Source organism: Agrobacterium sp. fls2-241-TYG-188a (assembly GCF_030209845.1).
Window position 1 is genome coordinate 154150 of record NZ_JARVRD010000003.1, and the last position, 15571, is coordinate 169720.

The window sequence follows — 15571 nt, forward strand, 5'->3', positions numbered from 1 at the left end:
ATCAGAAGCCCAGCGTTTCCTCAAAATCGTCCCAGGACTGATACATTTCATAACGGCCAACGCCCCGGATCGGCACGTGGCCGTAAAATGGCGACAGCTGGAACTCCGCTGCATTCTCGCTTTTATTGGCCACAGCCCCAACATACATGGCGGACGCCAGCCCTGTGCGGTTGGCGCCATGTTCGCAATGAATCAGCACAGGCTTAGGCGCATCCTTCATGATGCGGACAAGCGCTTCCGCCTGATCCTGAGGCATCTTCTCGCTGGAACTCATCGGGAAATCGATCATCTGCACACCGCTCGATTGGGCGGCAGCGGCCTCTTCCCTGTACCAGCCCTCACGCTTTTCATCGCGCAGATTGATGATGGTCTTGATGCCAAATTGCTGCGCATATTTGGATATGTCTGCGCCGCTCGGCTGGCCGGATCGGTAAAGTTCCCCGGGCAGGACTTCATGGAAGTTGCCGGTCAACTGGTTGATACCCATGTGCGCGCCGACCGTGGCGGGGACCGCCAGGAAGCAAAGCAAGGCAATTTTCAGGACTTTGGACGCAGATAACAAAACGCAAACCTTCTGGAAAATTTCAAGAATTGCCGTTCAAATGGCACTACGATCCAACCGATGCAATGGCTCCAAGGTTGTAAGAGCGCTGCCGTAAATAAGGAAAATCCGTACGCTTTCCCCTTAAGCCGCTGCAAACCCGTTCCTATCAGCGCGTGTTCTGCATCAACCATGGCGCTTCAAAAAACCGTGAAGCCCCCCCTCAGAGACTACGCTTTTGGACCTTACGTCAGATTAATCAAATTCTGCGGAATTGATCGTTACGCGCCATTCCAGCGTTTTCGGGTCCACATTTTCGTTGTTGCGCAGCCGAAAAGGCCGACACGCCCCATAGCTTTCATGCGCTTCCAACCGCCGCTCGCTGACCTGATAAGGATCGAATGACACCGAGGCACGGAAGGCAGCTTCAAAACCCTCGAGCGTGTAGGTCAGCCGTCTAACTGCAACATCGTTGGTGTTCTGAAACGTGACCCGTAGCGGAGCGCCCGGCTCGGTGCAGGTGGCATCATAGGCTGCTGTGGCAACGATAGCCTCAAGTCTCTCGCCAGAGCGGAGCCAATCGAACAACACCCAGGCAGCCGTGGCAGACCAGATAACAGCGAAAGCAATCACAACCGGCTTCAAATGTCTGGGGTAAATGATCAGAAAGACAAGCAAAGCTACGGAGAGGACAACGCCGACAATCATATGTGGCGCAGCCTGATTATGTCGCCAAAAAGTCTTTTCAAGCTGATACCCTCCCACCAGTCGTACTCTACTCACAGATGCGGTTGGCCAGAGGTGATGTCAAGGCGTCACGTCAAGACCGGGCGGCCAGCGGCTGCCGACACCTCCCCACCTCAACTTTGCACACCTTCCTGTGATCAGGCGGGATTGTCGGTCCGCGCAGAGTGGGCTGCTGGCAAACAGGCATCGATAAGCGCGCAGCAGACCGCCACAGCGACCAGAATCGTCGTGCCATTCAGCGGCAACACCAGCAGCATCTTGTTTATCGCAAACTCGGTGCCGAGTATGGCGACAATCTGCGTCGCGGCAATCAGCAGCAGTAATGACGACGGCAGGGAAAGACCGCGTCTGTCAAACAGACGCTTGTAGCCAAGAACAAGGATCGGCACCAGAATTGCGGTCACACCTGTGAAATAGGCGCCCATATGCGAACTCTGCAGAACAGCGTTCGGAGCAAACAAGGCAAGCGAGACAAGAAGATAGCTCCCGACAATCGCGGCCAGAAGTGGCGGCCAAACGACAATTGCCAAAGGAAACAAGCGCTTTGCATCCGTGCGACCAGCTACCCAATGCCGGTAGTGGCGTAACACCGCCATGACGACAAACGCGCTCAGAGCAGCGACAGCAATCGTGAAAAGCAGGACCTCAAAAAACTGCGTACCGGATGCAGCACCCGTCCTTGCCATGTCAACGCTGGCCAAAATATTGGATGGAAGATCAAGGAAGGCGGGGAGAAGCCACAGAATCCACAATCCCGCGAGCAATCCCGGCAAAACCACCTGTCTCGACAGGAGCAGCACCACCGCCACTCCCCCGACCAAAGCTGCGACGACGCTGAAAAAGCCGTAAGAGCCTTGGTCGCCCAGGTACCCCATGGCATCCAGACCACGCGCGGCGCTGTAGGCTTGCCCTACCGCAATCAACATTGCCAGCACAGCCTCGCAGACGGCAAGAATGATGCTCCCATCCGTACGGGGAAAAAGCAGACGGATCACCTGCCCTAGTGCAAAAGCTGAAAGGATAGGCGTGACACCCAGCGCAAGAATGGAAAGCTGCGAGGGAAGCCCACCCTGCCCAACCCATGACGTCAACAATGCCACATCAAGCCCCGGCAACGGAATGTTCCGGCCGGCAACAGCCACCAGCGAAACCAGGGCGACCCCGATCAAAATCCCGACCGCACCGGACCGGACCTTGCTCCTACCAACCATCTCACTCATCGAGAAACTCCTAGATACACCTGCATCTAACCTCTACCGACCACGGTCAGGCGCCTGTGGAACCATACGCCCTAGCTCAACCAAGACGTGCAGTCACTTCGAACACGACGGGAAGCTCACACATCGAAGAAGGAAGGTTCGCGTCTGCGGGGAAATCTTTTGTCCGTCCAGAGCATGAATAGCTGGAAAAACCAAGTCGCTGACAAGATAAATGGTGGGCCCGGAGAGACTCGAACTCCCAACCAAGCGGTTATGAGCCGCCGGCTCTAACCATTGAGCTACAGGCCCTTCCAGAAGCGTGAACGCTGTTTGGAATGCGCGGTTGCAATGGTTCAACCCAGCGCGGAACTGGCTTTAACGCAATTTTTTGAAGGCGACAAGCCATCGATGCGTTGGAGCTGTGCACTATGCCGCATTAGCTACATAATCTGCTGCGACATATGCCTCGTTGACGCTAAATAAGAGGAAACTCAATGACTTCAAAATCAGGGCCAAATCACCGCAAATGTGAAATAATTGAAGGCCCCGCCGCGGGAGGCGGCGTCTCTTCGCTGTTTTCTCGTGGTTCGAAAAACGGTTCAGGCACCCGCTACCGTTCTCTGGCCTTGTGCGCTTTCGTGGCATTGACGGCTTTGCCGATGGCCGCTTCAGCACAGGAAAATGCCAGACGGGACCCGGTCATCAGTGTTTCCGGTGAGGGCGATGCGGCGGTTGCGCCCGATATGGCCGTTCTGACTTTCAGCGTCATGAAGCAGGCTGAGACGGCTGCGGCGGCTCTTGCTGAGAACAACAAGGCGATGACCGAAGTTCAGGCTGCGTTGAAATCGTCAGGCATCGCAGACCGGGATCTGCAGACATCCAACTTCTCCGTCCAGCCCATCTACAAGCAGTTCGAGCCCAAGGATGGCGTATACGTTCCGCCAGAAATTACCGGCTATCAGGTTACGAACGGCCTGACCGTGCGGGTTCGCGATCTTGCCAAGCTCGGCGATATCATGGACAGCTCGGTAAAGCTCGGCATCAACCAGGGCGGTGACATAGCCTTTACCAATGACGACCCGGCAGCGACGGTAACTGAGGCCCGCAAGGCAGCGGTGGCAGACGCCATCTCCAAGGCCAAGACATTGGCAGAAGCCGCCGGCGTCAAGCTTGGCCGCATTCTGGAGATCAACGAAAACATGCAACGCCCTATGCCGGTGCCACAGACCATGATGCGCGCCGCTGCCATGGAGAAAGCTGACAGCGTTCCCGTCGCAGCAGGCGAAAATAGCTACAAGATCAATGTGAATGTGACATTCGCGCTGGAGCAATAAAAGACTAAGCAGGCGCCCCGGCGGCGCCTGCGCCCGCAAATGCAAAAATCCCCTCGCCGCAAGTCCACGGCGAGGGGATTGATTTTTCTAAACGTCGGTCTGGTTTACCGTTAGCGGCGGATGACAGGGCAGCCGCGGACATTGGCGAAAACGACGCGGTCACGGCCGCGGCGGTCAAAACCGGCAACAACAACGCGGCGCGGGGAAACGTCCACGACACGCGCCCGGCGCAGGCCCATGCGGCTGGCTTTTTCTTCTGCAAGCCAGGGAGCACAACGGTCGCGATCACGACCGGGGCGACCCCAGCCCGGACCACCATGGCGATAGCCGTCCTGAACGTAGATGCCGTAGCGAACGTCAGGTCCGGCCGAAGCCGTTGAAGCTGTCGCAGAAATGCCGCCAAGGGCGATAAGGGCCGCAAGGCCAGCTTTTGCAAATGTGCCAATCATGATCATACTCCGTTTCTCGACATTCGCCGGAATGCCCGGTCGATTGGCCAGACGATAGGATGCGTCATGTGAACGTTTTCAGAACTGATTGTTCAGCCCGCGTTCATGATTGAAACGAAATATAAGCGCGCAATCATTCACAGAGAAAGATGCATGATGATCTGGCGATCATGGGAGTGGTTCCTATGTTCGAAGAGGTAAATGCCTTGCCAAGTGCCCAACGCCAGCGTGCCGCTGGAAACGGGAATGCCTATCGAAACCTGCGTCAAAGCCGACTTGATATGCGCTGGCATATCGTCCGGGCCTTCCATGGTGTGGATAACCCAGGCCATCGAAGGATCGTTCGAGGGAGGAACAAGCCTTGCAAAGAATGTCTTCAGATCTCGCTGGACATCCGGGTCGGCGTTTTCCTGCACCAGCAGGGAACAGGAGGTGTGCCGCACGAAAAGCGTCAACAAGCCCTCTTTCGTGGATGATGATTTGACAAAGGCTTTGGCTTCTTCGGTAAACTCGTAGAGGCCCTGCCCTCTCGTCGTTATTGTCAGCAATTTTTGTGGCACTAAATTTCACTTTCCTGGGAACCGAACTGCCTCAATACACGTTGGGTGAAATCACGCGATATTATGTGCGTTTTTCGTCTTTTACTGACGGACAAAGCGGCGCACAAAGGGAACAGCTTATAGAATGTACGAATATTTCGATGTACAGAACAACCTTGCAAGCAACTCTGTTCCGACTCTCTTTCGCCATAGAAAACTTTTAACAGAAATCACTTTATTAGACCGCTCGACCTCTATCTCAGTTTTCTATCGAAAGACCACTATATGACGTCGCAAGTCCAGCAGGTAGATCTCACCAACTGCGACCGAGAGCCTATCCACATCCCCGGCTTCATTCAACCGCATGGTTGTCTCATCGCCTGCGACAGCGCGATGCGCACAGTGCTGCGTCACTCGCTGAATTGCGGCGCTGTGCTGGGTGTCGCCGGGGACATTCTCGGCAAGCCCATCGAACAACTGCTTGGCAATGATGTCGTGCACGATCTTCGCAACGCGCTGACGGTGACGGCCAACAGCAGTCGTCCAGCCATGCTGCCCAAGGTGGAACTGGAGGGCGGCAAGACGTTCGACGTTGCCATTCACCGGTACAAGTCGGTCGCTATCATCGAGCTCGAACCGGCAAGCAACGAGGCACAGCCGCTTCATACCGCCCAGCTGATGATCGATCGTATCCGCGAAGCTGACAATGTCGATAGTCTGATCTCGCGCACCACGAGACTTGTAAAGGCAATCCTTGGCTATGATCGGGTGATGATTTATCGCTTCGAACAGGACGGGGCCGGAAAGGTTATCTCGGAGGCCAAGCAGCCTCACCTCGAGAGCTTCCTCGGCCAGTATTTTCCCGCAAGCGACATTCCGCAGCAGGCACGGACGCTCTATCTCAAGAACACATTGCGCATCATTTCGGATTCGAACGGCGCGCGCGTTCCCGTAGAACCCGTTCTGGATGTCTCGGGCGAACCGCTGGATCTGTCCTTTTCGCATCTGCGCAGCGTCTCGCCCATCCATTGCGAATATCTTCGCAACATGGGTGTCGCAGCCTCCATGTCCATTTCCATTATTAATGACGGGCAGTTATGGGGGCTGATTGCCTGCCACCATTATTCTCCGCGCATTTTGCCAATGCCGATGCGCATTGCGGCAGAGATGTTTGGAGAGTTTTTCTCTCTTCACCTGCAGGCGTTGAAGCAGAAGAAAAAACTGGCAACCGCCCAGGATGCCCATGCCTCTCTGGACAAGTTCCTGCGGCTCGCTGCCCATCACAACAACATTGAAGAATTGCTGGTGGAAAATCTGCCGGATTTCAGCAGGCTGCTTCCTTGCGATGGCGTCGGCGTATGGATGAATGAACGCTGGTACAGCGTCGGCGCAGTGCCGCCGGATGCGATGGCCCCACAGCTGGGGCGTCTGGTCAGCTCGATTTCCGAGGGACGCGTCTGGGCAACCCACGCCTTGTTCAATCATCTTCCAGAAGCAGAACATCTTTGCGGAGATATTGCTGGCCTTCTCACCGTGCCGCTTTCCCAGGTCAAGAACGATTATCTGATGTTCTTCCGCAGGGAGCTGGTGCAGACGCTCAACTGGGCGGGAAACCCGGACAAGTCATATGATACGGGTCCGCTTGGTGACCGTTTGACGCCGAGAAAAAGTTTCGCGCTGTGGAAGGAAACCGTTCACAAGCAGGCTCAGCCCTGGACCGAGGAAGACCGCCAGATTGCCGAAGCCGCACGTGTTGCGCTTGTCGAGGTTGCCTTCCGCCACAGTGAGCTGATGGCCGGTGAGCGCGCGCAGGCGGAAGTTCGTCAGCGTATGCTGAATGAAGAACTGAACCACCGCGTCAAGAATGTCCTCGCCATCATCAAATCGCTTGTCGGCAATCCCACCCAGGAAGGCCGAACGCTGGAGCAATATGTCTCCGCCTTGAAGGGTCGTATTCAGGCCCTGTCCTTCGCGCATGATCAGGTGGTGCGTGGCGAAGGCGGTGGCCTACTGCGGGATCTGCTCGACGCCGAACTTTCCCCTCACCGCTCGCCCGACAGCGAAATTGAAGCGCATGGACCGAATGTGCTTCTGGATTCGCGTGCATTCTCCGTCATGGCGCTTGTTCTCCACGAGCTGGCAACGAATGCCGCAAAATATGGTGCACTCGCGCAGGCTGGCGGAAAGCTTTCCATCAACTGGGAACTCAACGATGTCGGCGACTGCGTCATCTCATGGCGCGAATTGCTGAAGGGCACCATCACGCCACCAACGAGAACCGGATTCGGCTCTGCGCTCATCAGCCGAAGCGTTCCCTACGATCTCGGCGGGAAAAGCCGGGTCACATACCAGCCCAATGGTGTCGAGGCGGAGATCATCCTGCCTGCCCGCCATGTCAGCGCCGGTCCTTCGCCCGTCAGTCAGGAACTGATTTTGGCGGACCAGCCGGACTACAAACCTTTTGCCGCGGAGGAATCATTGCGCGTATTTCTTGTCGAAGATCAGATGCTGATCGCAATGGACGTTGAATATATGCTGGAAGCCCATGGCATAACCAGTATTGAGACCGCCACATCGTCAGCCATGGCCTTAGACAAGTTGAAGGGTCTGTCGCCGGATGTCGCCATCCTCGACATCAACCTCGGCACCGACACATCCATTCCGGTGGCCTATGAGCTTCTTCGTCGCGACATCCCGTTCATGTTCGCGACAGGCTATGCCGATGGCATCATGATCCCGCCCGAATTTGCACATGTGCCCGTCGTTCGCAAACCATACGATGAGGATTCCTTGCTGGGTTCAATCGGCAAGCTGGTCGGAAAGCCTGTTCCCGCATAGTGATTTCGAAGGTCTGGAACGGCCAGCGTCGCAAGCAGTGCGACGCAGCCTCTAATCGGCAACCAGCCCGATCTTTTTCACCTGCTCTGCGGTGAATTTCGAACCGATCGCATAACGGAAGTCGGTCACCAGATATTTGTCCATATCGACCTCGCAGCGATAATGGATAGGGTACCATTGCGTCCCGACATTGAACGCACCCTGCGCATCCAGAACATTGCCGACAATGGGATCGTTTTTGCCGATATGCGGCTCCAGCCCCTCAGCAGGTGATTGCCCCTTCCGCTCACTCTTGATTTGGGCAAGGGCTTCGACAATGCACAATTGTGCAACGCGCTGGCGCGGCGGCAACTGACCGAGTATCTGCCTGCGCATCGGCGTCGGCCCCTTCGCGTTCGCGATAATCTTCTTGGCGGGCTTGAGCTCGGGGTCGCCAGCGCCATCCGGCTTTGCCGAGACATCCTCTTTCTGCTGCGGCTCCACTGTCGGCCTGGGTGCGGGCACAGCCACATCTGCTGCCTCGACGGGCTTCTCCGGTTCCACAGCCGCTATCTCGCCCTCTTGCGCCGTCGGCTTGTTCTCAGAGGGCGTCGGCGGCTGTTCCGTTTCGGGCGCCTCGGCTGAGTCCTTGCTTTCCGGTTGAGATGTCTCTTCCTGCTTGGCCGGCTCCGGTTCCTCTCGCCCACCCGCCTCTTCCTGCACAGCCGGGTCATCACGCGCGTCAAGCTGTGTGCCGTCAGGGCGAATGGCGACGTTGGGCATCTGCGTTGGAGGCGGCGGCGGGGTGGGTTCTGCCGGTTTGGCTTGCTCAGGCGGCGGTTCTTCGGCCTTCTTTTCCTCGGGCTTGGGCGGCTCCTCCTTGGGAGGCTCTACAAGTTCGACATTGACAGCCTCGGGCTCAGCGGGCGCTTCGGCCCCTCCCGGCCATTGGAGATAGAAGGCAACGACGATCAGCGCGTGCAAGATCACGGAGAGCGGAATTGTCCAGCTCGGCTGCCGCCCTTTGCTTTGCTCACGCATATCCATTCAGATGCCGTTCGTGTTCTTTCCGTGAGCAAGAGATAAGTCTTTTGGAAACAAGCACCATCCCAAAAAAGAAAAACCCGGCCAGAAACTGACCGGGTTGATAGTCTGGCTAAGGCAAAACTCAGCTGTCGAGGAACGAGCGCAGCTTGCGCGAACGGCTCGGATGCTTGAGCTTGCGCAGGGCCTTGGCTTCGATCTGACGTATACGCTCACGGGTAACCGAGAACTGCTGGCCAACCTCTTCGAGCGTATGGTCGGTATTCATGCCAATGCCGAAGCGCATACGAAGAACGCGTTCTTCGCGCGGGGTCAGCGAAGCCAGAACACGTGTTGTCGTTTCTCGCAGATTGGCCTGAATGGCAGCATCGATTGGCAGAAGCGCGTTCTTGTCCTCGATGAAGTCACCCAGATGCGAATCCTCTTCGTCACCCACAGGGGTTTCGAGCGAGATTGGCTCCTTGGCGATCTTCAGAACCTTGCGAACCTTCTCCAGCGGCATGGCAAGCTTTTCAGCCAGCTCTTCCGGGGTCGGTTCGCGCCCGATTTCATGCAGCATCTGGCGCGATGTGCGAACGATCTTGTTGATCGTTTCGATCATATGCACCGGAATACGGATCGTGCGGGCCTGGTCGGCAATCGAACGGGTGATTGCCTGACGGATCCACCATGTTGCATAGGTGGAGAACTTGTAGCCGCGACGGTATTCGAACTTGTCGACCGCCTTCATCAGGCCAATATTGCCTTCCTGAATGAGATCGAGGAACTGCAGACCGCGGTTGGTGTACTTCTTGGCAATCGAGATAACCAGACGCAGGTTCGCTTCCACCATTTCCTTCTTGGCGATACGCGCTTCGCGCTCACCCTTCTGGACCATGGAAACAATGCGGCGGAATTCGGCAATCGAGATGCCGGTTTCCTGTGCAAGATTCTGGATTTCCTGACGGATATCACGGATCGTGTTGTTTTCTTCGCGCGCGAATTCCTTCCAGCCTTTTGCGGCCAGATTGGCAATCGACTTCATCCAGTTCGGATCAAGTTCTGCACCATGATACTGCTCGAGGAAGCTGTCACGCTTCACGCCGTAGGACTCAGCCAGACGCAGCAGACGACCTTCGTTCTGCATCAGACGCTTGGAAATGTCGTAGAGCTGCTCGACAAGGCTGTCGACGCGGTTCTGGTTCAGCGAAAGCGACTTAACAGCCGTGATCAACTGATCCTTCAGTTCCTTGTAGCGACGTTCCTGACCGGTAGAAAGCGTGCCGGTGCAAGCAAGGCGTGCTTCGACCTGCTGATCCTGAAGCTTGCGCAGCTTCTTGTAGGTATCGGCAATCGTATCCAGCGTTTCCATGACCTGCGGACGCAGTTCGGCTTCCATCGCAGCCAGAGACAGGTTGGACTCGTCGTCGTCCTCCTCTTCCTCTTCATGCGGAAGGCCTTCACCCCCGACATTGGTCACGTCATCGTCGCCACCGGGATTGCGCAGACGGCGAACCTTTTCCTTTTCCTCGGCGGCCTTACGGTCGGCCTCGATCTTTTCCGGGCTCTGGAACTGCGGAGCAGCCTTGGCTTCCGGACCGGAATAGGTCGTTTCGAGATCGATGATCTCGCGCAGAAGCGTCGTGCCTTCGTTGAGTTCGTCACGCCAGATGATCAGCGCCTGGAATGTCAACGGGCTCTCGCACAGGCCGGAGATCATCGTCTCGCGGCCAGCCTCGATGCGCTTCGCAATGGCGATTTCGCCTTCGCGAGACAGCAACTCGACAGAGCCCATTTCGCGCAGGTACATGCGCACCGGGTCGTCCGTGCGGTCGGTCGGTTCTTTCTTCTTGGCAGTCGCAAGGGCCGTGCCGCTGGAAGGCGCAAGTTCGCCGCCTTCGGACTCTTCAGCCTCGGAATCACCGTCTTCGGTCTCGGCGGTCGCCTCTTCGGCGTCCTCGTCCTCGATGACATTGATGCCCATTTCACTGAGCATCGCCATGATATCTTCGATACGGTCAGGGTCGACCTGATCCGACGGCAGAACCTCGTTCAGTTCATCCATGGTGACATAGCCGCGTTTTTTCGCGGCTTTGATCATCTTTTTGACCGCGTCATCCGAAAGATCGAGAAGCGGCCCATCCGTCGCGCCATCGCGTTCGTTTTCAGCTTCTTCGTTTTCTTTGACTTTGGTTGCCATTTATCTCGTCGCTTTCCCTGACGCTAACATCCGCTTCGCCGCAAGGCCGTTTACCCCTGAGGGCACCGGCCATGGCCGCGAATCATTGTCAAACACCTAACGGAATGATCTTTAATTGCCGATTAAACACGGCTGCCACAGGCGGAATATCAAGACATTGCATTCGGAAATGCTTATGTATGCAGTTTCGATCCGCCAAGGCCCATTCCACCTTACTTTTCCTGGAATGGTGATTCCCGCTATTTCCCTTCACGTCAAGCCTTTATGGCCTGCCCAAGGGCTAAAAACCTAAAAACGCCGTCATTACAGCGACATTTCGCGGACCTCACCAACTTATCCCCTATTTAGGTCTATCTGCACAAAAGACAAGCCTCAACAGCCGCAAAAGGCCTAGCCGTGGCTATAGGCCGGACCCTTGACCCTGCCGGACATGACACCGAAACCATCGATGATCGCCTCCTGGTTCTCCATCCGCCCGATTTCCAGCTGGACCTCGGAAAGCGCGCGCATCAACTGAACCATCCGGTCACCATCGCCAGCCTCGGTAGCCTCGGCGATCTCTCGCTCCAGATCGATCTTCTGCCATCGCAGCGCCTTGGTTCGCTTGTGCAAAGACAAAGCCTGCGTATAACCCTCACGCGCATCTTCAAGCGCCGCCTGCTCGGTTGCGGTCCACAGCCGCGCATTTCGCACCTGCTGGTTCATGGCCTTCACCAGCGGTTCGAAACCCTGGGCTTCAAGACGCGATGCAAGTCCTTCGCGCGAAAGTCCGGCAGCGCTTTCCGCGGCGTAAGTCAGAACCTGCGACCAGAGCTTCTGCAGATCGCGGTTCTCATAATCGATGGCGGCAATCTCGTCATATTCCTCCAGCAACAGTTGCGGATGATTGACGATTGTCAGCGCCAGAACGCTTTCGCGCAGTGCTGGCGTTGCCAGATACCCCTTGACGAGGCCGGACTGGCTGAGCCTGTCCGATATGCTGCCAGAGCCGGTCGTCGTGCCTCTGGGCGGCACGCGCTGCCCCCCGCGCCCGGCACCGGCATCACCGCGTCCATAATTCCTGTTAGGCGCGTTACCACGCTGGAATTGCGGCTGGAAGAATGCATTCAGCCTGTCGCGCATATCCTGCTGATAGAACCGACGCACACTTTCGTCGCCAATCACGGAGACGATCTGGCGAAGGCGGTTTTCCAGCTCCGCGCGCTTCTCGGGCGTATCGAAGGTCACCGACGCCGTTTCGCGGCTCCATATCATCGCGGCCAGAGGCTTGGCTTCGGAAAGCACGCGGTCGAACGGCGCCCTGCCCTCGTGGCGGACCAGATCGTCGGGGTCCTTGCCATCGGGCAGAAGCGCAAAGCTGACGGAGCGGCCCGGCTTGATGTGCGGCAGCGCAAGGTCGGCCGCCCGGCTTGCGGCGCGAATGCCCGCGCCGTCACCGTCGAAACACAGGATCGGCTGCGGCGACATCTTCCACAGAAGATCAAGCTGGCTTTCCGTCAGCGCGGTGCCGAGCGGCGCCACCGCATTTTCGACGCCAGCCTGATAAAGGGCGATGACGTCCATATAGCCTTCCACGGCGATGACGGTGCCGGACGATTGCGTGGCTCGACGCGCGCGCGCAAAATTGTAAAGCACATTGCCCTTATGAAAGAGCTCCGTCTCATTGGAATTGAGATATTTCGCCATGGCATCGGCGGCCATGGCGCGTCCACCAAAGGCAATCACCTTTTCCCGCGACGAAAGAATGGGGAACATGATGCGATCACGAAAACGGTCATAGGAGACCGGCACGTTTTCATGCACCACCAGCCCGCAGGCTTCCATCTGCTCCCTGGCAATTCCTTTTGACGCCAGATGTTCTTTCAGCGCGTTGCGACTGTCTGGCGCAAAGCCAAGGCGGAAGGTTTCGATCGTTCGTCCCGTCAGGCCGCGATCGCGCAGATAGGCCCGCGCTCTGGCGCCCGCCGCGGTCTGCAGCTGATCCTGGAAAAACAGGGTCGCCATTTCCATGACATCCTGCAAGGTCGCCCGCTCACGCTCGCGCCTTTCCGCCTGCACATCCGGCTGCGGCATGGCCACACCGGCCATATCGGCAATCTGCTGGACGGCTTCGGGAAAGCCCATGCCGTCGAGGTCAGTCAGGAAGCGGAAATGGTCGCCGGAAACGCCACAGCCGAAACAATGGTAACGGCCCTTGCGATCTTCGCAGTGGAAGCTTGGGCTTTTTTCGCCGTGAAATGGGCAGCAGGCCCAATAGTCTCCCTTGGATGCGTTGCTCTTCTTCCTGTCCCACGTCACACGTCTGCCGATAACATCGGAGATGTTAACCCGGTCACGTATCTCGTCGAGAAATGAGTTTGAAAAGCGCATCTTTACCTGGGATCACCGCCTGTTTCGGCCAGTCCTTTATATAAGCGCAGCCCGGCTTCTTTACCAAGCGCAGAAACCGACCGTACCCGATATTCACAGGCGCGACACCACCATTGCAAATCACATGCCCCAACTTCGGGCTAAATGAAGGCAGAGCCGAAAGCCGAAACATTATGTTTTTGTAATTTGAAGGCGGGCTTTCACCGACATATCGTTGCTGCGTCGGCATGAGGCCGAGTATGCGTGATGCCTGATATCGAGCGACATCCCCCATCACCGCCCGATACGCGCTTCAAGCGTGTGAGCGTCCCGTACATGAAAAGGCAGGGTATCCACATATGCCCTGCCTTTTCATATTTCATGCTACTTCAGCAGTTCCTTGATCAGGCCGGACGCCTTGCCGAAATCGATCTGGCCGGGATAGCGCTCTTTGAGCACGCCCATCACCTTACCCATATCACGAAGGCCGGAGGCCTCGGTCTCGGCAATCACGCCCTCAAGGATCGAGCGAACCTTCTCCTCGGGAATTTCTTCCGGCATGAAGCTCTTGATGATGGCGATTTCCTCGCGCTCATGCTCCGCCAGCTCGCCGCGACCAGCCTTGTCATAAATGGCTGCGGATTCCTCGCGCTGCTTGATCATCTTGGCCAGGATCTGCAAAATCTCTTCGTCCGAAACCGCATCCTTGCCGATGCCGCGATTGGCGATGTCGCGATCCTTGACGGCAGCCTGGATGAGGCGGATCGTTGAAATCTGCCGCGAGTCGCGGGCTTTCATGGCCTCTTTCAATGTATTGGCAAATGTATCGCGTATCATGGCTTTCTCCCTGGAAAAGCAGCAGGGACCGGCAAATTCCGGTCGTGCTTTTCCGTCACAAATTTGCCGGTGACATAAACGAGCAACGGCGGCTCGGCAAATCATTTACCTAAGGCTTTGATTTGCCTCATCTTAAATTCCGGTTAATTGTTGCGCCCGTGGTTGACCGGCAGCACCCCTTTCGTTATTTTCCGGCACCTGCACAGGATTTTTAACGAAGGTTACGACGCGAAGGCTTTCGCGCGCCCTTATCCGCGACAAAAGATGACCGCTTAGCACCTGCCTTCCTCCTGGCGGGCCCAAGTGGCAGAAACGGAAACGAGATGACCGAGACAGCACCCTGGACCACCCGCAAACCCACCGCCATGCTCGTTCTGGCAGATGGCACCGTGATCGAGGGAACCGGCATCGGCGCAACCGGCAAGGTTCAGGCGGAGGTCTGCTTCAACACCGCATTGACCGGTTATGAGGAAATTCTGACCGATCCTTCCTACCTCGGCCAGATCGTTACCTTTACCTTCCCGCATATCGGCAATGTCGGCACGAACGAAGAAGACATCGAAGACCTGACGCCCGCTGCACGACGCGGCGCGGTCGGCGTCATCTTCAAGGCTGACATTACCGATCCTTCCAACTTCCGCGCCGTCAAGCATCTGGATGCATGGCTGAAAACCCGCGGCGTCATCGGCCTTTGCGGCGTCGATACGCGCGCACTGACCGCCTGGATCCGTGAAAACGGCGCACCGAACGCCGTCATCGCGCATGACCCGAATGGCGTTTTCGATATCGAAGCGCTGAAAGCGGAAGCAAAGGCTTGGAGCGGTCTGGAAGGTCTCGACCTCGCCATCGAAGCCACGTCCGGCCAGTCGTCTGTCTGGAACGAAACGCCCTGGGAATGGAACAAGGGCTACGGCACGCTGGGTGATACGGCGGCGAAATACCACGTCGTCTGCATCGACTTTGGCGTCAAGCGCAACATTCTGCGTCTCTTCGCTGGCCTCGACTGCAAGGTGACCGTCGTTCCCGCCCAGACATCGGCGGAAGACATCATGGCCCTGAAGCCGGATGGCGTGTTCCTGTCCAACGGCCCCGGAGATCCGGCCGCAACGGGCAAATACGCCGTTCCAGTCATTCAGGACCTGATCAAGACCGAATTGCCGATGTTCGGCATTTGCCTTGGCCACCAGATCCTTGGCCTTGCCGTTGGCGCAAAAACGGAAAAGATGCATCAGGGCCACCATGGTGCAAACCATCCGGTAAAGGACTATACGACCGGCAAGGTGGAAATCGTCTCGATGAACCACGGCTTCGCGGTGGACACGAAGTCCCTGCCTGAAGGCGTTGAAGAGACTCACATTTCGCTGTTCGATGGCACCAATTGCGGCCTGCGCATTACCGGAAAGCCGGTCTTCTCCGTGCAGCACCATCCCGAAGCCTCGCCCGGCCCGCAGGACAGCCATTATCTGTTCCGCCGTTTCGTCAACCTTCTTCGCGAAAAGAAGGGTGAAAAGGCGCTTGCAGAGCGCTGATAAACGA

Annotated in this window: 12 protein-coding genes and 1 tRNA gene; 3 read left to right on the top strand and 10 right to left on the bottom strand. The window is 56.9% G+C overall.

Features of this window, described 5'->3' with window-relative positions:
• Position 1 precedes the first annotated feature (1 nt).
• The 4 genes from QRN85_RS14780 to QRN85_RS14795 form a co-directional block, all read right to left on the bottom strand.
• Complete coding sequence (locus QRN85_RS14780; protein ID WP_350225075.1) at positions 2–487, bottom strand: dual specificity protein phosphatase family protein; 486 nt, start codon at positions 485–487, stop codon at positions 2–4.
• 309 nt (positions 488–796) lie between these two features.
• Positions 797–1249, bottom strand: coding sequence for a hypothetical protein (locus QRN85_RS14785; protein WP_113093789.1), 453 nt, complete (start codon positions 1247–1249; stop codon positions 797–799).
• A 176-nt stretch (positions 1250–1425) separates the two neighbouring features.
• Positions 1426–2508, bottom strand: a complete 1083-nt coding sequence (locus QRN85_RS14790) for a hypothetical protein (protein ID WP_284759072.1) — start codon at positions 2506–2508, stop codon at positions 1426–1428.
• A gap of 212 nt (positions 2509–2720) precedes the next feature.
• A tRNA-Ile gene (locus QRN85_RS14795) sits at positions 2721–2796 on the bottom strand.
• 350 nt (positions 2797–3146) lie between these two features.
• Between QRN85_RS14795 and QRN85_RS14800 the strand changes: the two genes are divergently transcribed.
• The gene (locus tag QRN85_RS14800; protein WP_112962782.1) at positions 3147–3821 is read left to right on the top strand and encodes an SIMPL domain-containing protein; all 675 of its coding nucleotides are present in this window, start codon (positions 3147–3149) and stop codon (positions 3819–3821) included.
• Between the two features lie 110 nt (positions 3822–3931).
• On the opposite strand, the gene QRN85_RS14805 is transcribed toward QRN85_RS14800, so the two are convergent.
• Together QRN85_RS14805 and QRN85_RS14810 are read right to left on the bottom strand one after the other, a co-directional pair.
• Entirely contained in the window at positions 3932–4270 is a 339-nt protein-coding gene (locus QRN85_RS14805; RefSeq protein WP_062585656.1) for a hypothetical protein, read from the bottom strand.
• Positions 4271–4407: 137 nt separating this feature from the next.
• Positions 4408–4830, bottom strand: coding sequence for a secondary thiamine-phosphate synthase enzyme YjbQ (locus tag QRN85_RS14810; RefSeq protein WP_284759075.1), 423 nt, complete (start codon positions 4828–4830; stop codon positions 4408–4410).
• A gap of 264 nt (positions 4831–5094) precedes the next feature.
• Here QRN85_RS14810 and QRN85_RS14815 point away from each other — a divergent pair, with 264 nt between their 5' ends.
• Positions 5095–7647 carry an HWE histidine kinase domain-containing protein gene (locus QRN85_RS14815; RefSeq protein WP_284759077.1) on the top strand — a complete coding sequence of 851 codons (2553 nt, stop codon included), beginning with the start codon at positions 5095–5097 and terminating at the stop codon, positions 7645–7647.
• Positions 7648–7698: 51 nt separating this feature from the next.
• On the opposite strand, the gene QRN85_RS14820 is transcribed toward QRN85_RS14815, so the two are convergent.
• The 4 genes from QRN85_RS14820 to QRN85_RS14835 all read right to left on the bottom strand — a co-directional run bounded on the left by QRN85_RS14820 (position 7699) and on the right by QRN85_RS14835 (position 14035).
• Positions 7699–8673, bottom strand: a complete 975-nt coding sequence (locus QRN85_RS14820) for a DUF930 domain-containing protein (protein WP_284759078.1) — start codon at positions 8671–8673, stop codon at positions 7699–7701.
• 121 nt (positions 8674–8794) lie between these two features.
• Positions 8795–10849 (bottom strand): RNA polymerase sigma factor RpoD, encoded by a 2055-nt coding sequence (rpoD, locus tag QRN85_RS14825; RefSeq protein WP_062585246.1) that lies wholly within the window; start codon positions 10847–10849, stop codon positions 8795–8797.
• Between the two features lie 390 nt (positions 10850–11239).
• Positions 11240–13219: a DNA primase gene (dnaG, locus tag QRN85_RS14830; protein WP_112962669.1), complete on the bottom strand. Its 1980-nt coding sequence runs from the start codon at positions 13217–13219 to the stop codon at positions 11240–11242.
• A 363-nt stretch (positions 13220–13582) separates the two neighbouring features.
• Positions 13583–14035, bottom strand: coding sequence for a GatB/YqeY domain-containing protein (locus tag QRN85_RS14835; RefSeq protein ID WP_062585242.1), 453 nt, complete (start codon positions 14033–14035; stop codon positions 13583–13585).
• A 323-nt stretch (positions 14036–14358) separates the two neighbouring features.
• Here QRN85_RS14835 and carA point away from each other — a divergent pair, with 323 nt between their 5' ends.
• Positions 14359–15564 (top strand): glutamine-hydrolyzing carbamoyl-phosphate synthase small subunit, encoded by a 1206-nt coding sequence (carA, locus tag QRN85_RS14840; RefSeq protein WP_284759082.1) that lies wholly within the window; start codon positions 14359–14361, stop codon positions 15562–15564.
• Positions 15565–15571 lie beyond the last annotated feature (7 nt).